This is a genomic window from Azospirillum sp. UENF 312511 (genome assembly GCF_058780635.1).
On record NZ_JBSNCG010000003.1, the window covers coordinates 1,347,876 to 1,370,301 of the forward strand.

General features: G+C 68.9%; 21 protein-coding genes and 1 tRNA gene. 10 read left to right on the forward strand and 12 right to left on the reverse strand.

The features are described 5' to 3' along the window. Nucleotides 1-36 precede the first annotated feature (36 nt). On the reverse strand, nt 37-2,004 hold the full coding sequence (locus ACWPN7_RS17695; protein ID WP_492273401.1) for a sensor histidine kinase: 1,968 nt from the start codon (nt 2,002-2,004) through the stop codon (nt 37-39). A 252-nt stretch (nt 2,005-2,256) separates the two neighbouring features. Between ACWPN7_RS17695 and ACWPN7_RS17700 the strand changes: the two genes are divergently transcribed. The 5 genes from ACWPN7_RS17700 to ACWPN7_RS17720 all read left to right on the forward strand — a co-directional run bounded on the left by ACWPN7_RS17700 (nt 2,257) and on the right by ACWPN7_RS17720 (nt 6,603). Continuing rightward, a complete protein-coding gene (locus ACWPN7_RS17700) occupies nt 2,257-2,949 on the forward strand; it encodes a sulfite oxidase-like oxidoreductase (RefSeq protein WP_349619101.1) in 693 nt (230 codons plus the stop codon). Between the two features lie 227 nt (nt 2,950-3,176). Next, nucleotides 3,177-4,898 carry a 2-oxoacid:acceptor oxidoreductase subunit alpha gene (locus ACWPN7_RS17705; protein WP_456530362.1) on the forward strand — a complete coding sequence of 574 codons (1,722 nt, stop codon included), beginning with the start codon at nt 3,177-3,179 and terminating at the stop codon, nt 4,896-4,898. Nucleotides 4,899-4,918: 20 nt separating this feature from the next. Then, nucleotides 4,919-5,761 carry a 2-oxoacid:ferredoxin oxidoreductase subunit beta gene (locus ACWPN7_RS17710; protein WP_051658017.1) on the forward strand — a complete coding sequence of 281 codons (843 nt, stop codon included), beginning with the start codon at nt 4,919-4,921 and terminating at the stop codon, nt 5,759-5,761. After that, complete coding sequence (locus ACWPN7_RS17715) at nt 5,758-6,291, forward strand: ferritin-like domain-containing protein (protein WP_014239058.1); 534 nt, start codon at nt 5,758-5,760, stop codon at nt 6,289-6,291. The genes ACWPN7_RS17710 and ACWPN7_RS17715 overlap by 4 nt, the downstream gene beginning before the upstream one ends. Before the next feature lie 99 nt (nt 6,292-6,390). Next, nucleotides 6,391-6,603: a DUF1289 domain-containing protein gene (locus tag ACWPN7_RS17720; RefSeq protein ID WP_038529993.1), complete on the forward strand. Its 213-nt coding sequence runs from the start codon at nt 6,391-6,393 to the stop codon at nt 6,601-6,603. Between the two features lie 24 nt (nt 6,604-6,627). On the opposite strand, the gene ACWPN7_RS17725 is transcribed toward ACWPN7_RS17720, so the two are convergent. Then, entirely contained in the window at nt 6,628-7,095 is a 468-nt protein-coding gene (locus ACWPN7_RS17725; protein WP_038529996.1) for a PA2169 family four-helix-bundle protein, read from the reverse strand. Between the two features lie 189 nt (nt 7,096-7,284). On the opposite strand from ACWPN7_RS17725, the gene ACWPN7_RS17730 reads away from it, so the two are divergent. Continuing rightward, nucleotides 7,285-7,800, forward strand: coding sequence for a YciE/YciF ferroxidase family protein (locus ACWPN7_RS17730; protein ID WP_014239055.1), 516 nt, complete (start codon nt 7,285-7,287; stop codon nt 7,798-7,800). 58 nt (nt 7,801-7,858) lie between these two features. Here ACWPN7_RS17730 and ACWPN7_RS17735 read toward each other — a convergent pair whose 3' ends face one another. Continuing rightward, nucleotides 7,859-8,410: a YgjV family protein gene (locus ACWPN7_RS17735; protein ID WP_456525435.1), complete on the reverse strand. Its 552-nt coding sequence runs from the start codon at nt 8,408-8,410 to the stop codon at nt 7,859-7,861. A gap of 673 nt (nt 8,411-9,083) precedes the next feature. On the opposite strand from ACWPN7_RS17735, the gene ACWPN7_RS17740 reads away from it, so the two are divergent. Then, on the forward strand, nt 9,084-9,263 hold the full coding sequence (locus ACWPN7_RS17740) for a hypothetical protein (RefSeq protein WP_038529999.1): 180 nt from the start codon (nt 9,084-9,086) through the stop codon (nt 9,261-9,263). Nucleotides 9,264-9,340: 77 nt separating this feature from the next. Here ACWPN7_RS17740 and ACWPN7_RS17745 read toward each other — a convergent pair. Next, nucleotides 9,341-9,417, reverse strand: a tRNA-Arg gene (locus tag ACWPN7_RS17745). A 170-nt stretch (nt 9,418-9,587) separates the two neighbouring features. Between ACWPN7_RS17745 and gpt the strand changes: the two genes are divergently transcribed. Then, nucleotides 9,588-10,088 (forward strand): xanthine phosphoribosyltransferase, encoded by a 501-nt coding sequence (gene gpt, locus ACWPN7_RS17750; RefSeq protein WP_038530002.1) that lies wholly within the window; start codon nt 9,588-9,590, stop codon nt 10,086-10,088. Nucleotides 10,089-10,263: 175 nt separating this feature from the next. Here the strand turns inward: gpt and ACWPN7_RS17755 are convergent, their stop codons facing one another. The 4 genes from ACWPN7_RS17755 to ACWPN7_RS17770 all read right to left on the reverse strand — a co-directional run bounded on the left by ACWPN7_RS17755 (nt 10,264) and on the right by ACWPN7_RS17770 (nt 14,454). Further along, nucleotides 10,264-11,097 carry an ABC transporter permease gene (locus ACWPN7_RS17755; RefSeq protein ID WP_247887726.1) on the reverse strand — a complete coding sequence of 278 codons (834 nt, stop codon included), beginning with the start codon at nt 11,095-11,097 and terminating at the stop codon, nt 10,264-10,266. Between the two features lie 22 nt (nt 11,098-11,119). Next, nucleotides 11,120-12,067, reverse strand: coding sequence for an ABC transporter permease (locus tag ACWPN7_RS17760; RefSeq protein ID WP_038530008.1), 948 nt, complete (start codon nt 12,065-12,067; stop codon nt 11,120-11,122). A 40-nt stretch (nt 12,068-12,107) separates the two neighbouring features. Further along, nucleotides 12,108-13,619, reverse strand: coding sequence for an ABC transporter substrate-binding protein (locus ACWPN7_RS17765; protein WP_459196162.1), 1,512 nt, complete (start codon nt 13,617-13,619; stop codon nt 12,108-12,110). An 88-nt stretch (nt 13,620-13,707) separates the two neighbouring features. Continuing rightward, entirely contained in the window at nt 13,708-14,454 is a 747-nt protein-coding gene (locus ACWPN7_RS17770; RefSeq protein WP_014239044.1) for a creatininase family protein, read from the reverse strand. Between the two features lie 261 nt (nt 14,455-14,715). Between ACWPN7_RS17770 and ACWPN7_RS17775 the strand changes: the two genes are divergently transcribed. After that, nucleotides 14,716-15,246, forward strand: coding sequence for a hypothetical protein (locus ACWPN7_RS17775; RefSeq protein WP_144243544.1), 531 nt, complete (start codon nt 14,716-14,718; stop codon nt 15,244-15,246). Between the two features lie 116 nt (nt 15,247-15,362). After that, nucleotides 15,363-16,895: a YifB family Mg chelatase-like AAA ATPase gene (locus ACWPN7_RS17780; RefSeq protein WP_038530014.1), complete on the forward strand. Its 1,533-nt coding sequence runs from the start codon at nt 15,363-15,365 to the stop codon at nt 16,893-16,895. Between the two features lie 4 nt (nt 16,896-16,899). Here ACWPN7_RS17780 and ACWPN7_RS17785 read toward each other — a convergent pair whose 3' ends face one another. The 4 genes from ACWPN7_RS17785 to ACWPN7_RS17800 form a co-directional block, all read right to left on the reverse strand. Next, nucleotides 16,900-17,520, reverse strand: coding sequence for an HdeD family acid-resistance protein (locus tag ACWPN7_RS17785; RefSeq protein WP_038530016.1), 621 nt, complete (start codon nt 17,518-17,520; stop codon nt 16,900-16,902). 151 nt (nt 17,521-17,671) lie between these two features. Further along, on the reverse strand, nt 17,672-18,334 hold the full coding sequence (locus ACWPN7_RS17790; protein ID WP_149649956.1) for a LolA family protein: 663 nt from the start codon (nt 18,332-18,334) through the stop codon (nt 17,672-17,674). A gap of 188 nt (nt 18,335-18,522) precedes the next feature. Further along, complete coding sequence (locus ACWPN7_RS17795; protein WP_038530021.1) at nt 18,523-21,048, reverse strand: DNA translocase FtsK; 2,526 nt, start codon at nt 21,046-21,048, stop codon at nt 18,523-18,525. Nucleotides 21,049-21,149: 101 nt separating this feature from the next. After that, the gene (locus ACWPN7_RS17800; protein ID WP_459196161.1) at nt 21,150-22,382 is read right to left on the reverse strand and encodes an aminotransferase class I/II-fold pyridoxal phosphate-dependent enzyme; all 1,233 of its coding nucleotides are present in this window, start codon (nt 22,380-22,382) and stop codon (nt 21,150-21,152) included. Between the last annotated feature and the right edge of the window lie 44 nt (nt 22,383-22,426).

Below are 22,426 nucleotides of genomic sequence, written 5' to 3' on the forward strand. Positions count from 1 at the left end.
TAAGGCGCGCCTTTCAGCGTGTGTCGTGTCCGGCCTTCAGGGCCGTTGCATGCCCCCACCGACCCGGCAGGGCGGGAAGGTCAGGCGCACGGTCGTTCCGGCCCCGAGCCGGCTGTCGATGTGGAAGGTGCCGCCGTGCAGCGCGATCAGCGCGCGGGTCAGCGGCAGCCCCAGGCCGGAGCCGCGCTCCGTCGCCCGGTCGCGGCCCTGGTTGCTATGCCCCTGGTTGCGGCCATGCACCTGCCCGAAGGCGTCCAGCGCCACCGGAATTTGTTCGGGGCGCATGCCGATGCCGTTGTCGGCGACGGTCAGCGCGATGCCGCCGTCCTCCGTCAGCTCCGCGCGCACCCGCACGCACCCGTCCTTGGGCGGCGAGAACTTGATGGCGTTGCCGATCAGGTTGGTCAGCATCTGCCGGATCTGCGAGGCGTCGCCATGCAGGCTGGGCAGATCGTCGGGGATTTCCATGCACAGCGCGACCGCCGCCTCGCACGCCCGCGGCTGCATCATGCCGAAGGTCAGATCGACCAGCAGGGACAGGTTGCAGGCCTCCTCGTGCAGATCCATCCGCCCCGCCTCGATCCGCGCGAGGTCGAGCAGGTTGTTGATGAGGTCCAGCATGTAGACACCGGCCGCCGCGATCTGCCCGGCATATTCGCGGTAGCGCGGGTTGTTCGGCCCCATCATCTCGTCATGGATGATCTGGGCGAAGCCGAGCACGGCGTTCAGCGGCGTGCGCAGCTCGTGGCTCAGATGGTGGACATAGTCGGATTTGCGCTGGTTGGCCTGCTCGGCCTCGTCGCGGGCGGCGCTCAGCTCGGCCTCGCGGGCCTTGAGGTCGGTGATGTCGGCGCGGATGCCGACGGTGCCGCCCTCGTAGGTCCGCCATTCCTCGATGCGGATCCAGCGCCCGTCGTGAAGCTCCATTTCCATGGGCGGGCCGGCGCCGCGGTGCTGCTCGATGCGCCGCTCGACCCAGCCCTCCAGGTCGCCGTCCGGCACCCGATAGACGCCCCGCTCCACCCCGCCGCGCAACACCTCCTCGAAGCTGGCCCCCGGCGTGATGAGGTCGGTGTTGGCGGAAAACAGCTCCCGATAGCGCCCGTTGCACAGCACCAGCCGGTCCTGGGCGTCGTACAGCACGAAGCCCTCGGTGATGCATTCGATGGCGTCGGAGAGCAGGTGATGGGCGCGCCGGGCCGCGCGTTCCGCCTCCACCCGCTCCGTGACGTTGCGGATGCTGCACATCACGCGGTCGCTGTCGGGCAGGGCGACCAGCCGCGCCTCGAAGAATTTGGTGTCCCCCGCCGATCCGGAAGGCGGCGGCAGGGAGAAGTCCAGGCCGATGACCGTTTGGCCTTCGTTCAGCCGGCCGAGCGCCGCGGCCAGCATCCCGGCGGCGGGATCGGGCAGCACCTCCTGCACGCGGTGCGCCAGGAAACGCTCGGCGGGGACGTTCAGGTCGCCGGGGCTGGCGGCGGCGAAGTCGAGGATGGTGCCGTCGCGCAGCAGTTCGAAGCGGATGTCGGGATAGGCGTAGGACAGCGCGATGAGCTGCTCGTTCAGCCGCATCATCTCCTGCCGGGCGCCGCTGTCGGCGGGGGCTTCGACCAGGATCAGCCCGCTCGGGCGCGGCGCCGGAACCAGCCGGAGGTCCACCTCCAGCGGCAGGGTCAGGGGGGCGTGGACGGTCGCCCGCGCGTCCACCGTCCGCCCCGCAGCGGCCTGCTCCAACGCGGCGGGGAACCGGCTGGACAGGCTGACCCGGACGGCGGCGGCGGGCGCGTCGTGCTCCAGGCCGATCAGCGCGCGGGCGGCGCCGTTCAGCCACACGGTCAGCCCATCGGGACGGAGCAGCCACAGCGGCGTGGCGAGCGCGTCCAGCCATTGCAATCCCGCGGCGTCCTCCGGGGCCATGTCCAGCTCGTCCTTCTCCAGCAGGGTCCGTCCCAGCCCGGAGGGCGCCGCATCAGTGTGCGGGGCGACGGGCAGGGCGGTGGTCATGGGCGGCAACATGGCAGGTCATGCATAGCGGACATGCTATCAGAGCAAGGCAGGGCGTGAACAGGGGCAGGGCAACCGTCCGAACCGTCTATTTCCGGCCAAACCGTGGAAAATGGGACGGAAGGGTAGCGGATCAGCCTTTCGCACCGCAAGAAACCGCGGGATCGGCGCTGACACCGGCCCCCATCCATGCATAAATCCGTACCGCTCACCAGAGACATCGCTGCCGATGCACCCCTTCGGAGGACCGCCATGGCCGACGAGACTCCTCAAGATGGCCCGCAGGACGTGCCGCAGGACGGCCGGATCCGCGACAAGCTGATCGCCACCAAGGAGCAATGGGCGCGGGAGGGCCGGGGCCTGACCGGGGAGACCGCCGACCCGGCGCGCGACCGCCTGCCGCCGGGCCAGCGCCTGGTGGAGACCTGGCCGGTGCTCGATCTCGGCATCGTGCCGCGGGTGAGCGAGGCGAACTGGACCCTGGCGGTAGACGGGCTGGTCGACACCCCCGTCACCTGGAGCTGGGCGGACCTTCAGGCCCAACCGCGGGAGCGCGTCGTCTCCGACATCCACTGCGTCACCACATGGTCACGCTACGACAACCGGTGGGAGGGCGTGTCCACGCGGCACCTGCTGTCGGTCGTCCAGCCGCGGCCGGAGGCGCGCTTCGTCCTCTGCCACTCCTCGGACGGCTACACCACCAACCTGCCGTTGGACGCCTTCGCGGCGGAGAACGCGCTGCTCGCCACCGGCTGGGAAGGCCAGCCGATCAGCCGCGACCATGGCGGCCCCGTCCGAGTCGTCGTGCCGAAGCTCTATTTCTGGAAAAGCGCCAAGTGGGTGAAGCGAATCGAGTTCCTGGCGGAGGATCGCCGCGGCTATTGGGAGGTCCGCGGTTATCACAATGACGCCGACCCCTGGCGGGAAGAACGCTACAGCGAGTAGCTGTGCGACTACGCCCGCCATTCCGGTCCAGAAACAATCCTGGCAACAGTCGGTGCCAAGGGATGGCCGTTCACCAGTCAAGACTTGGTCGGACCATTCCATGACGTGACTTCGCAAAATCGTGACGTCTTTCGTCTGATTTGCGCCAGATCATTCCCCTGTTCCGCAATGCTGACGTAGCCGTACGGGCGTCGGGCGACTCACATTCGGACGCAAGGGATTAACCAATGACAGTGGACTCGGTCACGATTGCCCTGGTGGGCAGCGGTGGCGCCGGCGCGATGACCGCCGGACAGATGCTGCTGGATGCCGCCGCCAACGTGGGATGGTACGGATTGATGTCGCGGTCCACCGGCCCGCAGATCCGTGGCGGAGAAGCCGCCGCCCTCGTTCGCCTGTCGCCCACACCCGTTCACGGTCCGGGGGACCGTTTCGACATCATCATCGCCTTCGACTGGCAGAATGTGGAGCGCTTCGCGGCCGAGCTTCCCCTGTCGGACAAGAGCGTCATCATCACCGACCCCAGCCAGGGCGAGGTGCCCGCGGTCCTGGCCGCCAGCGGCGCCAAACAGGTCGAGCTGCCGATCAAGGAACTGGCCGGGCGCATCCCCGGCGGGCGCGTCAACATGGTGGGGCTGGGCGCCGTCGCGGCGATCGTCGGCCTGCCGCGCGCCGGCATCGACGCGGTGATCCAGAAGGCGCTGGGCAAGAAGGGCGACGCCGCCATCCAGGCGTCCAACGCCGGCATCGACGCCGGGTCCAAGGAGGCCGCCGGCTGGAACCTCGGCCTGGAGCTGGCCGCCCCCAACAAGGAGGGCGCCACCCGCTGGAACATCTCCGGCAACGAGGCCGCCGGGTTGGGTGCCTTGAAGGGCGGGGTGAAGTTCTGCGCCGCCTACCCGATCACGCCGGCGACCGAGATCCTGGAATGGCTGGCCCCCAACCTCGCCAAGACCGGTGGCAAGCTGGTCCAGGCGGAGGATGAGCTGGCCTCCATCGCCATGTGCCTGGGCGCCTCCTTCAGCGGCGTGCCGTCGATCACCGCGACCGCCGGCCCCGGCCTGTCGCTGATGACCGAATGCATCGGCCTGGGTGTGGCCTCCGAAACCCCGGTGGTGATCGTCGATGTGCAGCGCGGCGGCCCGTCCACCGGCATCCCGACCAAGTCCGAACAGTCCGACCTGAACATCGCCGTCTACGGCCTGCACGGCGACGCCCCGCATCTGGTGGTCGGCCCGACCTCCATCGGCGACTGCCTGTTCACCACCCAGTGGGCGGTGCATCTGGCTGAGGCCCTGCAGACCCCGGCCATCGTGCTGTCCGATCAGGCGATGGGCCAGTCCCGCGCCATCGTCGACAAGCCGGCCGACGCCCCGCACAAGGCGAACCGCCTGCTAGCGACCGATCTCGGCGGCGAGGCGAAGTACAAGCGCTACGCCGACACCGAATCGGGCGTCTCCCCCGCCGCCATCCCCGGCATGCCGGGCGGCGAGCACACCGCCGACGGCTTGGAGCATGCGGAGAACGCCCTGCCCTCCTCGCAGGCGTCCGACCACCAGAAGCAGCTCGACAAGCGCCTGCGCAAGCTGACCAGCTACGACTACGGCGACGCCTGGGCCGACATCGAGGGCGAGGGTGAGATCGCCGTCGTCACCTGGGGCTCCGCCACCGGCCCGTCGCGCGAGGCGGTGCGCCGGCTGGAGGCCGCCGGCACCAAGGCCCGGCTGGTCGCCATCCGCCTGATCTCCCCGGTCCAGCCGGCCAAGCTGGCCGCGGCGCTGGACGGCGTCTCCAAGGTCCTGGTCGTCGAGCAGACGCACGGCGCCCAGTTCCACAAGTTCCTGCGCGGGCATTACGACCTGCCGGGCGCGGTGTCGGTGTTCAGCCGCCCCGGCCCGCTGCCGATCCGCGCCCGCGAGGTGCACGAGACGCTTCTTTCCCTGATCTGACCGGCCGGAGCACGAAATCCATGGATACCCATCTGACCGACGATGTCGTGGGCCCGCTGCCCGGCGACTACAAGTCCGACGTGAAGCCCATCTGGTGCCCCGGCTGCGGCGACTATTCCGTTCTGGCCGGCATCACCCGCGCCATGGCGACCATGGGGCTGGAGCGCAAGGACACCGTCGTGGTGTCGGGCATCGGCTGCTCGTCGCGCATCCCCGCCTACACCAGCGTCTACGGCTACCACACGGTGCACGGCCGCTCCCTGGCCGTGGCGTCCGGCGTGAAGCTGGCCCGGCCCGAGCTGAACGTGCTGATCTTCGGCGGCGACGGCGACGGCTTCTCGATCGGCGGCAATCACTTCCTGCACGCCTGCCGCCGCAACGTCGACATGACCTACATCGTCATGGACAACCAGGTCTACGGCATGACCAAGGGCCAGGCCTCGCCGACCACCGAGGCCGACTGGTGCGAGTCGAAGCTGACCCCGGAAGGGCCGGGCGTCAACCCGATCCAGCCGGTCGCCCTGGCGCTGGCCTGCGGCGCGAACTTCGTCGCCCGCGGCTTCTCCAACAACCCGAACGAGGTCGCGCGCCTGATCGTGGAAGGCGTGCGGCACCCCGGCTTCTCGGTCATCCACATCCTGTCCCCCTGCGTCACCTTCCGTCCCGAGCAGCGCAACTGGAAGAGCACGGTCCATCCCTACGGCCGCGAGCCGACGGACGACCCGAACGAGGCGATGCGCGCCGTCCTGGAGGACGACGGGTTCGGCCTCGGCATCTTCCTCGCCGGCAACCGCCGTCCGTTCCAGCCGGAATCGGCGGCCACCCGCAGCATCGCCCAGATCGAAGAGGGGTTCGCGGTATGAAGACGAAAGTGCTGAACGGGGCCGCCAACGTCGGCCTGTTCCTCGCCCACGCGCTGGCCCTGGAGATCGAGGCGGCGGAGCGCTACACCGAGCTGGCCGACAGCATGGAGGCCCACAACAATGTGGAGGTCGCCAAGCTGTTCCGCGATCTGTCCACCTACTCGGCCAAACACGCCGAAGAGGTGAAGCAGATCGCCCGGGAGTTTGGCGCGCTGCCCAAGGTCGCCCCCTGGGAGTTCCAGTGGGACGCCACCACCGAGTCCCCGGAGGCCGCGGCCTTCGAGAACGCCCATTACCTGATGAAGCCGCACCACGCGCTGAAGATGGCGCTGCTGAGCGAGCATCAGGGCAACAACTACTACGCCTCGGTCGCCGCCGAGACCAAGGACCCGGAGGTCGCCCGCCTCGCCCGCGAGTTCGCGGAGGAGGAGGCCGGCCACGTCGCCCTGGTCCGCAAGTGGCTGGAGCGCTACCCGGCCCCGAAGGACGACTGGTCGGACGATCCCGACCCGCCCAACATTTCCGACTGAAACGATCGGACAAAAGGCCTTTGGGATTGAGACCGGACGCTACCGGATGGTAAGGACGGGACGGCCCAGCGCCGTCCCGTTTCCTTTTTGGCTCCCGGAATGACCGACGGAACTCCCGATACCGCTGCCCCCAACACCGCCATCGTCCCGTCCCCCTGCATCAGCGTGTGCAAGCTGACCGCCGATCGCGCCTATTGCATCGGCTGCCTGCGCACGCTGGAGGAAATCCGCGGCTGGAAGCACATGGATGCCGGGCAGAAGCGCGCCCTGCTGGCCGATCTGGAGAACCGGCAGGCCGCCGCCGCGGAGTGATCGTCCCTCAACCGGTTTCTTTCGTCAGGCCGCGGCGCCGCGCAGCAGGGTCATGCGGTCGCGGTCGGCGCGAATGCGGTCGAGATGCTGGATCGCCACCGCGGTGATCGGCAGGGGAAGCTCCTTGGCCAGGGCCTCCTCGTAGGCGCGGACGCATTCGCCCTCGCCGCGCTGCACCTCGGCGAGGATCGCCTCGCGGTCGTGCCCCAACACGTTGTTCTTCAGTTCCAGGAAGAAGCGGTGCGCGCCGCCCATCACGGTCCCGCCCATGTCCGGCGCCCCGCCCTGCTCGGCGACGAGGCGCTGCACCTCGCGCACGATGGCGCCGCGCTGGGCGGCCAGATCGTTGAACAGCGCCTTCAGATCCTCGTCCTCCAAGGCTTCCGCGGCCTGACGATAGGCTTCGTGGCTGTCCTCGACGATGCGGATCAGATCGTTGAGGGTATCGACGATCTGGTCTTTTCCCATCACGGCCGGTTCATTTGCCGACATGGCCGGTTCCTCCCCTGGCAGGCTGCCCAACCACTTGAAAACCTGCCGCCCCGGTGAAGGTTCCTTGATGCATCCGAAGGGTGCTCCGCTTGGTCAGGCCGCATCGTCCGATGGTGACGAACCGCTGCTCCGCCTGTTGTCGGTCCATCCCCAATGGACTGTCTGATAACGCAACGAGGGAGAGGACCTGTGGCCAACACCACCAAGGAAACCCTGATCGACTGGCTGCGCGACGCCCACGCCATGGAAAGCCAAGCCGTCGAGATGCTGGAGCGGCAGGCGGAGCGCATCAAAAACTACCCGGACGTCCTCGCCAAGGTGCAGGAGCACATCGAGGTGTCGAACCGGCAGGCCGACCGGCTGAAGCAGTGCCTGCAGCGTCTGGGCACCGACACCTCGGCCATCAAGACCGGCGTCGCCATGCTGATCGGCAACGCCCAGTCGCTGTCCGGTGTGGTGGCGTCCGACGAGATCGTGAAGGCGTCGATCTTCGACTATTCCTTCGAGCATTTCGAGATCGCCAACTACCGCGCCCTGATTTCCGCCGCGGAACAGGCCGGGGAGCCGGAGATCGCCCGCATGCTCCAGCCGAGCCTGGACGAGGAGCTGGAAATGGCCGCGTGGCTGGAACAGCGCCTGCCGCAGCTCACCAAGACCTATCTGGAGCGCCGGGAAACCGCCGGCACCGCCGAAGCGAAGCGCTGATCCCGATCCATCGCCAAAACCGCGCCGGGGGCACTGTCCCCGGCGCGGTTTCCGTTCGTCAATGCACAGCCAGCGCCGACCGTCGGCGAACCGCCGGGCGGGCGCGCCACAGGGCGAGCAGATGGCCGGACAGGGTCATCGCGTCCGACGCCAGCCCGAAGGCCGAACCGGCCAGCGCGTTGTGGCCGGCCCCGACCACCGTCGAGGACAGGAAGAACAGCCGCATCCGGCCGACCGTGCCCTGCCAGCGCCCGATGGTCCCCAGGATGAAGCCCGCCGCCGACAGGGCGGACATCGGCCCCTGCCATGTTGTCACCGCGACGGCCAGCGCCGCGGGCACGGTCAGGGCGAACAGGACGCGCAGCCAGCGCGGCCGCCGTTCGGGATAGGCGGCGGCCATCTGCACGAGGCCGAGCGCGCACATCAGCATGCCCGTATGGGCACCCAGAGCGAAGAAATGGACGACGAACAGCGCACCGGCCCCGGCCTGCGCGGTCAGGATCGCCCGCCGGTCCTGAAGCAGCGTGGACAGGACGCCCAACGCCAGACCGGCAAGCCCGCTCACCGCGACCAGCGACAGGGACGGCAGGTAGTGCAACAGGAAAACCATGGATAACGCCTTCACCCTTCGGAAAATGCTGCGCCGCAGCAAAAGGCCGCGGCGAAGGGGGCGGACGCTAGGCGCCGATGGTTAACCGGCTGTGAATCGGGGTGTGATCAAGAGTGGGCGTTCGGTCCCGCAGCAGCGATTCGCGATAAGGGCAAAAAGCGTTTAATGCCAACGATCTCGCGACCTATGGCCTGACCATGGGCATACCCCTGTGGTCGGGGGCACCCCATGGGCATTTCACCTTTGCGACGTTTCCCCGGGACGGCCGGGCGGTCATTCTTCGCACCGCAAGATGACACGCCCAAGAAAACACACGCTCTCACACGCTCTCGACGCCGTGCCTTCCCGAAACGCCGTGCCTGAGACGCCTCCTGGAATAAGACGCTCTGGATGAGATGCCCTATGACCCAGCTGACGAAACGGGACGCCGCACGTCTTCCCGCGCCACCCACCTGTTGCCATTGCGGGAAGCCTTTGCGGGCCGGGGAACCGCATTGGGCTGGCGATAGCGAGAACCGCCCCTGGCACTATGGCTGCGCCGAGCGGGTCGGCCTGACCATGTCGTGGACGCGGGTCCGCCATCGCCGCGCGATCGTCGCGGGAGTTTGACCGCCTCGCGCTGTTACCTCCCTGGCCGAGCTTCATCGGCAGGGGCTTTCAAAAAGGGGAAAGCATGAAGGGGACACCACAAAGCATCTGGCTGTCCATGGCCAACCGGTCGGCCAGTCAGGCGATCGGTTTCTGGAGCGGCGTGTTCAACGCCGCCGCCCGGCGCAACCAGACCGCCCTGTTCAACGCCATGACCAAACCGCCCAAGCCGAAGCGCACGACACGGAAAAAGAAAAGCCGCTGAGGTGGATGCCAGTGTGGCAAGCACCAGAACGCAGAAAAGCCGCCCAAGGGCGGCTTTCTTGTGCAGACCGGAAGGAATGGCGCGCCCGAAGAGATTCGAACTCCTGACCCCCAGATTCGTAGTCTGGTGCTCTATCCAGCTGAGCTACGGGCGCATTCCTGTTTGTCTTCCCGGCGGCGGCGGTAACCGTCCGTCGTCGAGGCGCGCAACTTACTCAAAAGGATTCCGGGCTGCAAGACCTTTTTTCGCCTTTTCACGCGGTCGATTGCCCGGCGGTGGGGCTTGCGGTATAAGCGGCGCACGTTTCTTTCGGAGTCCATAGCCGTGCCAGAAGCCGTTCCGTTCAACAAGCACTTCCCGGTGTCGTGGGAGGAGCTTCACCGCAACGCCAAGGCGTTGGCTTGGCGCCTGATCGACAAGGGTCCCTGGAAGGGCATCATCGCCATCACCCGCGGCGGCCTTGTCCCGGCGGCCATCATCGCGCGCGAGCTTGAGCTGCGCATGATCGACACCGTCTGCGTCTCCAGCTACGACCACCAGAACCAGCGCGAGGCGACGGTCCTGAAGGGCGTGGAGGGCGCCAACGCCGGAGACGGCGAAGGCTGGCTGATCATCGACGATCTGGTCGACACCGGCAAAACCGCGGTGATCGTGCGCAAGATGCTGCCCAAGGCGCATTTCGCCACCGTCTACGCCAAGCCGCTGGGCCGCCCGCTGGTCGACACCTTCATCACCGAGGTGAGCCAGGACACCTGGATCCACTTCCCCTGGGACATCGAGCTGCAATTCTCCCAGCCGATCGCCAAGCAGCACCGCGGCGCCTGACCTGCCTCATTCAACCCTCTCCCCCCTGGGGAGAGGGTGGCCCGAAGGGCCGGTGAGGGGGTTGCGCTTGTGCCGGACGTGCCGCCACGCACATCCCCCTCACCCTAACCCTCTCCCCAGAGGGGAGAGGGGACACCATGCCACTTGACACAAGCCCAAGCGTCTTGTGTCAAGTCTACAGCAACCCCGCCGAGCGGTGGCGCGGGTCGAGCGCGTCGCGCAGACCGTCGCCCAGCAGGTTCAGCCCCAGCACCGTCACCGCGATGGCCGCCCCCGGAAAGATCGCCTGAAGGGGGGAGGTAAACAGGAAGGTCTGCGCGTCGCCCAGCATCTTGCCCCAGGAGGGCGAGGGCGGCTGAATGCCCAGCCCCAGATAGCTCAGCGCCGCCTCGTTCAGCACCGCCACGGCGAACAGCACCGTCCCCTGGACGATCACCACCCCGGCGATGTTGGGCAGCACATGCACCAGCGTCACCGACAGCGGCCCACGCCCCAGCGCCAGCGCCGCCCGCACGAAGTCCCGCCGCCAGACGGCCAGCGCCGCCCCGCGCGCCACCCGCGCAAAGACCGCGGCGTTGAACAGGCCGAGCGCCAGCACGACGTTCACCGCCCCCGCCCCCAGCGCCGCCGTCAGCAGGATCGCCGTCAGCACCGCGGGAAAGGCGAACAGCAGGTCGCCCAGCCGGGCCACCGCCTCGTCCCCCCAGCGCCCCCAGGCGGAAGCGGCCAGCCCCAGCGGCACGCCCAGCAGAGCGCCCAGCGCCACCGCCGCCGCCCCGACGGCCAGCGAGTTGCGGGCGCCGACCAGGATCATCGACAGCACGTCCCGCCCGAAATGGTCGGTGCCCAGCCAATGGACCGGCCCCGGCGGGCGCAACCGGGCGACCACCCGCACCTGCTCCGCCGGGAAGGGCGTCCAGACCAGCGACAGCAGCGCCGCCCCAACCACCAGCGCGGTGAGCAGCCCGCCCAGCAGCAGGCTGACCGGCAGGCGCCTCAGCCGTCTCATCCCCCCATTTTCGTGGGCCCCGTCATGCCGTCACCCGCGGGCGCGGGTCGATGGCGGCGCAGGCGATGTCGACCAGCGCGTTGACCGCCACCACCGTGACCGCCAGCAGCACGACGACGCTCTGCACCACGATCAGGTCGTGCTGGCCGATGGCCTGATAGAGCAGGCGGCCCAGCCCCGGCAGGGTGAAGACATTCTCCACCACCACCGCCCCCGCGACGAGGAAGGAGAATTGCAGGCCGAGGATGGTGGCGACGGGGATCAGCGCGTTGGGCAGCACATGGCGCCGCAGGACCACGCGGCGCGGCAGGCCTTTGGCGACCGCCGTGCGCACATACTCCTCGCGCAGCGTGTCGAGCGCCGCCGTACGGGTGATGCGCGCCAGGATCGCCGCCTCCGGCAGGGCCAGCGCCACGGCGGGCAGCAGCAGCGCCTTCAGCGCCGGCCCCGCCCCGGCCTCCCATCCCGGAAAGCCGCCGGCGGAGAACCAGCCCAGCCGCACGGAAAACAGCAAAATCAACAGGATGGCGAACCAGAAGCCGGGCACCGCGATGCCCATCTGCCCGAAGGCCATGACCGCCCAGTCCCCGGCCCGCCCCTGCCGCCCGGCCGCGAACAGGCCGAGCGGGATGGCGATGCCAGCCGAGAGGACCAGCGCCAGCCCGGCCAGCGGCAGGGTGATGGCCAGCCGGTCGGCGACCAGCCCGGCGACCGGGCGCGCGTAGGTCAGGCTGGTCCCGAAATCGCCGTGCAGCATGCCGCCCACCCAGCCGGCGTAGCGGACAGGCCAGGGCCGGTCGAGCCCCATCTGGGCACGCAGGGCGGCCACCGCCTCCGGCTGCGCGCTGGTGCCCAGCATCACCAGGGCGGGGTCGCCGGGGATCGCCTCCAGCACGGCGAAGACCACCAGCGTGGCCAGCCACGCCGTCAGCGCCAGCGTGAGCAGACGGCGCACCAGGAAGGCGAGCACGCGGGTCAGCCCCCGCGGGGTCCGGTCCGGCCGCGCCGGATCACTTCCACCGGACGCCCGTCACGTCGTTGGCCTGGATCGGGCGGTTGACCCACATGCCCTGCACCGCCGACTTCTGCACGGTGGCCGAGGGCAGCATGAAGAGGAAGCCGTTCACCGCGTCCTCGGCCAGGATGCGCTGCTGCTCGCCGTAGAGGGCGTTGCGCTTGGTGCTGTCCTGGGTGCGGTCCAGTTCCGCCCCCACGGCGTTGAAACGCTCGCTGCGGTAGTTGAAGTAGTAGTCGGGGCGCCCGTAGATGTCGATGTCCAGCGGCTCGGTGTGGGCGATCAGGGTCAGGTCGTAATCCTTGCCCTTGAACACCTTCTCAAGCCACGGCGCCCATTCCATCGGCTCGATCGTCACGCGGATGCCGACCTCGGCCAGCATGGCGGCGATCAGTTCGCCGGAGCGGCGGGCGTAGATCGGCGGCGGCAGGCGCAGCGTCGTCTCGAACCCGTCCGGAAGGCCGGCCTCGGCGAGCAGCGCCTTGGCCTTGTCCGGGTCGTAGGGGTAGAGGCCGGTCAGGTCGACGTAGCCGGCGCGGTGCGGCGGGAAGTGGCTGCCGATGGCCGCCCCGTTGCCGAACAGCACCCCGTCGATCAGCGTCTTGCGGTCGATGGCGTGGGCCATGGCCCGGCGCACCCGCACATCGTCGAAGGGCTTGCGGGCGTTGTTGGTGCCGAGGATCGTCTCCCCCTCCGTTGTGCCGACCATGACGGTGAAGGCCCCGTCGTCGCGGAACTGGGGCAGCGCCTCATAAGTGTCGAACTGCGGGAAACTGTCGATGTCGCCGGCTTTCAGCGCGGCGACCTGGGCCGCCGGATCGCTGATGAAACGGAAGGTGACGCGCTCCAGCGCCGGCTTCGGCCCGTCATAGTCGGGATTGCGCACCAGCACCACCCGGTCGCCGGCCACCCAGCGCTCGAACTTGAAGGGGCCGGTGCCGACCGGGGTCTGCTTGTTGGTGCCCGCCGATTCCGGCGCGACGATGGCGGCGTCGCCCGACGCCATGTGGAAGAGGAACAGCCCGTCCGGCCGCGACAGGGTGATGATTACGGTCCGCGCGTCGGGCGCCTCGACACCGGCGATGGCGGCGAAATAGCCCTTCTGCGCGTTGACCGACTCGGCGCCGCGCGCGCGGTCGAGCGAGAACTTCACGTCCGCCGAATCGGCGTCGGTACCGTCGTGGAACTTCGCGCCCTCGCGCAGGTGGAAGGTGTAGGTCAGCCCATCCGCCGACACCTGCCATTTTTCGGCGAGGCCCGGCACCACCTTGCCTTCGGCGTCGATGCGGGTCAGCGGCTCGAACAGGTTGGCGTAGGTCACCTCGTCGATGGCCGCGGCCGCACCCGCCGTGGGGTCGAGGTGCGGCGGCTCCAGCCGCATCCCGACCACCAAGTCAGTACGGGGGGCCGCCTGCGCGAGGACCGGACCGGCGGCCAGCGCGCCGGCCAGCCCGAGGAACGCTCCCATGGTGATGGCGAGCGCGGCGCGCCTCTGGCGGTTCGGCATGACGGCTGTTTCCCCCAATCGTTGTCTCGGCGCGGGATGATGCGGTGAAGCCCCGCCCGAGTTCAAGACCGCAGGCAGGCTTTTCCGCTCACGCCTCCGCCAGGAAGGCGCCGTACTGGCGGGAAATCGCCTCCACCGCGGTGTCGAACAGGCGCTTGCCGTGCTCCGGCGAGGCGAGGCCGGGGGCGGAGCCGATGCGCCCGTCGGGGTGGCGGCGCCGGAAGTCGCGGGCGTCGTAGAAGCCGCCGGGCGACGCGGTCTCCGGGTCCATCGCCGCCGTCTTGATCGACTCGGGATAGGCGTACTGGGTCAGCGACACCTCGCTGGGCGTGGCGTGGGAGCCCTCCTTGCCGCCGAACAGCTCCCGCGACAGGCGGCCGATCTCCTGGTTCTCCCACCAGTTGACCAGGGTGCAGCGCAGCTCCGGCGCCTGCCGGCCGCGCAGGGCGCGGTTCTCCGCGTAGATCTCGTAGAAGGCGGCGCGGACCGACGCGACGTTGCCGCCATGGCCGTTGACGAAGAAGAAGCGCTCGAACCCATGCTCGGCCAGCGACATCACATAGTCGCGCAGCAGGGCGATCAGGGTGGAGGGCTTCAGCGTCATCGAGCCGGCGAAGTCCATGTGGTGCACGGCCATGCCGACCGGGATGGTCGGCCCGACCATGGCCCCGGTGGCGTCGCCGACGCCGCGGGCCACGACCTCGGCGCAGATGGCGTCGGTGCCGATCAGGCCGTTCGGCCCATGCTGCTCGGTGGAGCCGATGGGCAGGATGATGCCCTTGGAGGTCTTCAGGTAAGCCTCGGCCTCGGCCCAGGTGCTGAGAAGAAGCTGCACGGTCCCGGTTCCTTGTTCGGTGTGGTCTCCGCCAAAGATAGGGCAGATCGGTTGGCTTCCCAAAAATCCGTTGCCGGCGCTCCTGCGGAGCGCGGAACGGGCGCGTTGAATTTCACGATAGTTTCTATACCTTGAAAAATCGCGGCGATTGGCATTGCCGTTTTTCGATCGGCGGCATCGCAAAAATGCAACCCATTCTTATCATGCTGATGCCAAAGCATTTTTGAAAGAAAATCATAAATTATAATGGGTATGCAATTGATGAGAAGCGAAAAGAATGATGACACGCTCATCGCCTACTCCTCAAAAACCCAGCAACTTTGCCTATTAGCAGCTGCCGCGTGCTTGGCTTCGTATGGTTTATATTTGATTATCTCGTTCGACCTGACCCAGGTCCGTGCCTGGATAGGCATCGCCGTGATTGTTGTAGCAAGCCATGAATTCATGGTGGTTCTGGCCACGGTGCCCTACAAGGGGCCACTTATCAAAGCGGACGAGACTGGCTTGTTCATTTATGGGCAAACCGTATCCCCCATACGATGGGAAGACATCGCATCGGCTGAACATGGTAGTCTTTGGGGAGAAAAACGCGCGCCATCCATGTATGTTTTGAGAGTCTCAAAGGACAGCCGGTACCTCATCCAGCCAAGCCGCGCCAATTTCTACACGGGGCGGGTTCTGAGATTGAGCAGCTTCGGCACCACCGCCTCCGGAGCGGACATTCGGCGGGTTCTGAAGGCCCGCGTTCCCGCCCTGCTCTGGCACATCGAATCGGATGCAACAGACACGTAGGCCGGCTGACGCGCGCAAGCGTAGGAGCCGGCTCCGCCTCACCAAACGCGTTATCCTGGCAAAATAAACGAGCGGACCATACACTCGCGTGCATTTCCCAAGGAATGGCGTCTGGCATGGTTGCGCGGATCAACACGGTTGCGTTCCAGGGCATCGAGGTTCTGGACATCGACGTTCAGGTGCAGATGTCCGGCGGCATCGTCGCCTTCACCGTGGTCGGCCTGCCCGACAAGGCGGTGGCGGAGAGCCGGGAACGGGTGCGGGCGGCGCTGCACGCGCTCGGCCTCGCCCTGCCGGCCAAGCGGATCACCGTCAACCTCGCCCCGGCGGACGTGCTGAAGGAGGGGAGCCATTTCGACCTGCCCATCGCGCTGGCCCTGCTGACCGTCATGGGCGTGCTGCCCGATCTGGAGATGAGCCGCTATTGCGCGCTGGGCGAACTGGCGCTGGACGGGGCGCTGACTCCGGTGGCCGGGGTGCTGCCGGCGGCGATCAACGCGCTGGCCCACGACCGCGGGCTGATCTGTCCCGAGGCCTGCGGCGGGGAGGCCGCCTGGGCGGGCGAGGGGCTGGACGTGCTGGCACCCGCGACGCTGCTCGCGCTCATCAACCATTTCCGCGGCCAGCAGGTGCTGACCCGCCCCCGTCCGCGCATCCAGGAGAGCGCCGGGGCGCCGCTCGACCTGCGCGACGTCAAGGGCAACGAGACGGCCAAACGCGCGCTGGAGGTCGCCGCCGCCGGATCGCACAATCTGCTGATGATCGGGCCGCCCGGCTCCGGCAAGTCGATGCTGGCCGCAAGGCTGCCGGGCCTGCTGCCGCCGCTCGACCCGGCGGAGGCGCTGGAGGTCTCGATGATCCACAGCGTCGCCGGGTTGCTGGAAGGCGGCAAACTGCTGCGCCAGCGCCCCTACCGGTCGCCGCACCAGTCGGCCAGCCTGCCCGCCCTGGTCGGCGGCGGGTCGCGCGCCAAGCCCGGCGAGATTTCGCTCGCCCACAAGGGCGTTCTGTTTCTCGACGAGCTTCCCGAATTCCCGCGCGGCACGCTGGAGGCGCTGCGCCAGCCCTTGGAAACCGGCAAGGCCGTCGTCAGCCGGGTGAACCACCATGTGACCTACCCGGCGCGGGTGCAGTTGATCGCCGCCATGAACCCCTGCCGCTGCGGGCATCTCGACGACCCGTCGCTGGCCTGCGCCCGCGCGCCGAAATGCGCCGCCGACTACCAGTCCAAAATAAGCGGGCCGCTGTTCGACCGCATCGACCTGCACATCGACGTGCCCGCCGTCAGCCCCGCCGACCTCAGCCTGCCGCCGCCCGCAGAGGGGAGCGCCGACGTGGCCGCCCGCGTGGCGGTGGCCCGCGCCGTCCAGGCGGAGCGCTACGCCGGTTTCGGCCCCTTTCCCGAGGGCCGGGCGGTGCGCACCAACGCCGAGGCGGATGGCGAACTGCTGGAGAAGGCCGCCGCCCCCGACCAGCCGGGCCGAGCCCTGCTGACCGAGGCCGCGGAGCGGCTGAAACTGTCCGCCCGCGGCTATCACCGCGTCATGCGCGTCGCCCGCACGCTGGCCGACTTGGATGGCGGGGGCGGCGTGCGCCGCCCGCACATCGCGGAGGCGCTCGGCTACCGCCGCATCGCCCCCGGACGATAAGCTTTTACTCCGCCGCCACGGCGTTGCCGTGGTTGGAATGATGATTCCGGTCGTGTAGGCAGCGGCGCAGGCGGACGGCGGTGATGATGGCCAGCGCGCCATAGGCGATCAGATAGCTGCCCACACCCAGCGCCACGGCCAGCAGGCCCAGCGACGGCAGGACCCACATGCCGAAACCGAACAGCACCGACAGGGCGCCGGCCACGCCCCAAGCCCATTTGCCATGGGTGCGGTGCATGCGCCACGCGGTCATGATCTTGGCGAAGCCGGTGATGACCGACCAAGCGGCGATCACGAAGATCAGCGCGAACAGGCTCGCCTCCGGCCACAGCAGGGCCACGGCGCCCGCCACCAGACTGACCACGCCGTCGAGAATGAAGGGCAGGCTGCGCTCCTGCGCCTGGGCGGCGCGGACGCCGCCGATGATGGCGAACAGTCCGTCCATCAGCAGGTAGGCCGCGAGCAGAACCGCCAGGGTGGCAACCGTCGCCCCCGGCAGAAGGAAAGCCAGCAGGCCGAGCATCACCGCCCCGGCACCGCGCAACGCCAGCGCCCACCAGTTGCGCGCCAGCAGATCGTTCATGCCCTGGATCCGCCGGGCCTCGTACATCGCCTCCGTAGCCATGTCTCGTCTCCCCTCATCCGTTCGAGTGCACCGGGGGCGGGTGAGCGCCCCCGATACATCACGGCAACAGGATCAGGAGGACTTCGTTGCGGCGGCGGGTTGTCGCAGCGGCGGGATTCGCGCGACTTCCGTGCAAACCCGCCGGGGCGGATCAGTTGCTGCGGCCGTAGTCGCCCTTGCTGGGTTCGATGAAGTAGAAGAGCTTTGAGTCGAACTGCATGCCCTCGCGCGGATTCATCAGCGCCACCTCGGTCGTCAGCCCCTGGGCGTCCAGCACCCGCCATTTGCGGAGCTGGAAGGGCCGGTCCTCGAAGACCAGCGTCAGGGTGCCCTTGCCGGGGTCCTTGGTCTCGGTCAGGCTGATTTCCACCAGCCCCGGCGCCTGATAGACGCCGGTCACCGTCACGTCGCCGGACAGCCGGATGTTCTTGCGCAGGATGAAGTCGGCCAGCGTGCTGCCGATGGGGGCGCTGGACTGCTGCCGCATCTCCCCGTCCCAATAGAAGATGAAGGCGCCGTCGGCGACGACGAAGTCCTTCACCGGCGCGTCGTACTCCAGCCGCATCCGGCCGGGACGCGCGAGGTAGAAGGTGCCGGTGGTCTGGTGCCCGTTCGGGGCGACCTGCACGAACTTCGATTGCAGCGTGCCGATGCCGTTCAGATAGCTTTCCGCCTGGGCCACCAGCGCCTGGTCCTGGGTGGACAGTGCGGCGGCGCGGGGAGCGGCGAGCGCTGGGTCGAGGACCGCTCCCGCCGTGGTGACGGACAGAGCGACGGCAGCGGCAGCCAGAATGCGGCGGAACGGGATCTTCATGATGCCTGCTAGGTAACCGGACGTTCCGGGCGGAAATGGGGCGCGGCGGTGGTGGTTCCAAGGAGAAAGAGCGCTCTACCCCCTCCCCAACCCTCCCCCTCTTCGAGGGAGAGGGGGCTTGGGCGAAGCGGCGGCAGTTCCCTCCCCTGCGAGAGCGGGGGAGAGTTAGGGAGGGGGCAAGCACCCGCTCACTCCTCGATGTTGCGGGCCAGGACTTCGCGTTTGCCGGCGTGGTTGGGCTTGCTGACCACGCCTTCGGTCTCCATCCGCTCGATCAGACGGGCGGCGGAGTTGTAGCCGATGCGGAGCTGGCGCTGGATGAAGCTGGTCGACGCCTTGCGCTCGCGGCAGACCACCGCCACCGCCTTGTCGTAGAGGTCGTCGCCCGACCCGCCGCCGGCGCCCGACCCGTCGTCGAAGGAACCGCCGTCCTCGTCGTCCTCCTCGGTGATGGCGTCGACGTAGCTCGGCTCGCCCTGGGTCTTCAGGAACTTCACCACCTGCTCGACCTCGCCGTCGGCGACGAAGGGGCCGTGGACGCGGGTGATGCGGCCGCCGCCGGCCATGTAGAGCATGTCGCCCTGGCCGAGCAGCTGCTCCGCCCCCTGTTCGCCGAGGATGGTGCGGCTGTCGATCTTGGAGGTGACCTGGAAGCTGATGCGGGTCGGGAAGTTGGCCTTGATGGTGCCGGTGATGACGTCCACCGACGGGCGCTGCGTCGCCATGATCAGGTGGATGCCGGCGGCGCGGGCCATCTGGGCGAGGCGCTGGATCGCCGCCTCGATGTCCTTGCCCGCCACCAGCATCAGGTCGGCCATCTCGTCGACGATCACGACGATGTAGGGCAGCTCCTTCAGGTCGAGCGGCTGCTCCTCGAAGATCGGCTTGCCGGTGTCGGGGTCGAAGCCGGTCTGGACGCGGCGGGTCAGCAGTTCGCCGTCGGCGCGGGCCTCGCGCAGGCGGGCGTTGTAGCCCTCGATGTTGCGCACGCCCAGCTTGGACATGTTGCGGTAGCGGTCCTCCATCTCCCGCACCGTCCATTTCAGGGCGACGACCGCCTTCTTGGGATCGGTGACGACCGGCGTCAGCAGATGCGGGATGCCCTCATAGACCGACAGCTCCAGCATCTTGGGGTCGATCATGATGAAGCGGCAGCGGTCGGGCGGCAGGCGGTAGAGCAGCGACAGGATCATCGTGTTGATCGCCACCGATTTGCCCGAGCCCGTCGTGCCGGCGACCAGCAGGTGCGGGAAGCGGGCGAGGTCGGCCACCACCGACTGGCCGCCGATGTCCTTGCCGAGCGCCAGCAGCAGCTTGCCCGCCGTCTTGTCGAAGACGTCGCCGGCCAGCAGCTCGCGCAGCAGCACCGTCTCGCGCTTGGCGTTGGGCAACTCGATGCCGATGACGTTGCGGCCCGGCACCACGGCGACACGCACGGACACCGCGCTCATCGAGCGGGCGATGTCGTCGGCCAGACCGATGACACGGGACGACTTGGTGCCGGGGGCCGGCTCCAGCTCGTAGAGGGTGACGACCGGGCCGGGATGGACCTTCTGCACCTCGCCGCGCACGCCGAAGTCGGACAGCACGCCTTCCAGCTTCACCGCGTTCTCGCGCAGCGCCGCCTCGTCCACCTTCTCGCCGCGCACGCTGGTCGGGACGATCTGGAGCAGGTCGAGCGGCGGCAGCTCGTAGCCGTCCGCCTCCTCCAGATTGAGGGCGGCCTGCTTGGACGGGCGCCCCTGGTCGGCGGCCTTCGTCTTGCCCCCGGCGGGCGGGGTGACCACCGGAACGGCGCGGGTCTTGGCCTCCACGCGCGGCTCGACGCTGATGGAGTCGGACAGCCGGCCGCGCGGCGCGGCGCGCAGGGTGATGGCGGCGCCGTCCTCGTCGGGTGTGTCGTCGAGAGTCGGGGCGACGGCCTTCTTGTCCGCGGTGGCGAGGCTGGGCTCCCGGCGCAGCAGGCCACCGGTCTGGCGCGCGGCGTTGCGCGCGGCCTCCGCGCCCTTGTCGCGCATGAAGGACACGCCGGCCCGCGCGCCCCGCCCGAGGCGGGCGAGGCCGGCGGCGGTCTCGCGCAGGCTGGCCGCCCATTCGCGGATCGACAGGCCCATGGCGACGAACAGGATCAGCCCGCCGGCCACGCCGGCCACGGTGCCGACCAGCGGATTGCCGGGGCCGCCGAACAGCAGCTTGCTGACCCCGTCCAGCAGCACGATGCCGAAGCTGCCGCCGGGATGGCCGTTCAGCGGGTCCTCGCCCCCGCCGCCCATCCCGGCCAGGAACATGGCGACCAGAAGCACGCCCCACACCGCCAGCACGCTGCGGAACAGCGGATGGCGGATGCTCTTCTGCAGGCTGAGCCGCCAGCCCCACATCATCGGGACCAGGGCCAGCAGATAGGCCGCCCAGCCCAGCGACTGGATCAGGACGTCCGCCAGATGGGCGCCGAACCGACCGAACAGGTTGTGGATGTGGGTGTTCGCCGCCGGAACGGCGTTCCACGAGGGGTCGGCCGGGTTGTAGCTGCCCAGGATGACCATCAGCACCAGACCGACCACGCCCAGCGCGAAGCCCGCCAACTCGCGTGCCCGCGCCACCACGAAGGCGCGCGTGGCGGGCGAGAAGAAGGGCGGCTTTTCCGGCCGCGCTCCGGCGGGCCGTGCTCCGGCGCTTTTGCCGCTTCCGCTGCGGGGGCTTGCGGGTCGTGCCATGGGCAGAAGGTCCTCAAGAACGTGCTGAACCGGACCCGTCCTTCGGGGCGAAAGACCGGGGTGACTTGGGCCGAACCGGGTTGGGCCGAACCGGGCGGCTCTTATCCCAGGATGCGGGCGATGGTGCTGCAGGCGTGGGCGACCGTCTCGGCGTCGTTCACCAGCGCGATGCGGATGAAGGGGGCGCCGGGGTTGGCCTCGCCGGGATTGCTGCGGGTCAGGTAGGCGCCGGGCAGCACGCGGATGCCGCCCTCCGCCCACAGGCGGCGCGTCGCCTCCTCGCCGTCGCCGACCTCCAGCCACAGGAAGAAGCCGCCGTCGGGCCGGTAGTAGCCGTAGCGCCCCTTCAGCGAAGCCTCCGCCGCGTCGAACTTGGCGCGGTAGAGCGCGCGGTTCTCCTCGACATGGGCCTCGTCCCGCCACAGGGCGGCGCTGGCCGCCAGCACCGGCAGCGGCATTCCGGCGTTGGAGTAGCTGCGCAGGCGGGTGAAGCGGGACATCAGCTCCGGATCGCCGGCCACGAAGCCCGACCGCAGCCCGGCGGCGCTCGACCGCTTGGACAGGGAATGGAAGACCAGGATGTTCGCCCAGGGCTTCCCGTCATGGACCAGCCCCGACGCGACCTGGAGCGCGCCGACCGGCGGCTTGTCCAGGTAGATCTCGGCGTAGCACTCGTCCACCGCCAGGATGAAGCCGTAGCGCCGCGCCAGCCCGATCGCCCGCTCCAGATAGGCGGCGTCCGCCGCCGCCCCCTGCGGGTTGGCCGGGGTGCAGAGGTAGAACAGCGCCGTGCGTTCCAGCAGTTCCGGCGTCAGCGCGTCGAGGTCGGGCAGGAAGCCGGTCTCGCGGGTGGAGGGCAGGAACACCGGCTCCGCCCCCGCCAGCAGGGCCGCTCCCTCGTAGGGCGCGTAGAAGGGGTTGGGCATCAGCACCGCCGGCTGGCGTCCCACCTTGGACGGCGGCACGGCCAGCAGGGCGAGGAGGAACAGCGCTTCGCGCGTGCCAGACACCGGCAGGACCGACTTTTCAGCATCGAACAGCCTGTCCGGCAGGGCGTAGCGGCGGGTCAGCCAAGCGCCCACCGCCTCGCGGAACTCCGGCGTGCCGCCGACCGGCGGGTATTTGCCCCACAGATGGGCGTTGGCGCGCAACGTCTCGTCGATGATGGCCGGCGGCTGGTGCTGCGGCTCGCCCACCGACATCATGATCGGCTCGGCGTTGGCGCGCGGCGTCACCCCGGACAGCAGGGCCGCCAGCCGGGTGAAGGGGTAGTCCGACAGCCGGTCGAGCCGGTCGTTGACGAGAGCGAAGGTGCCGAGGTCCGGGAGCGACATGCCGCCGAGAATCCTTTCCATGAGGACGGCCCGAGAAGGCCGGG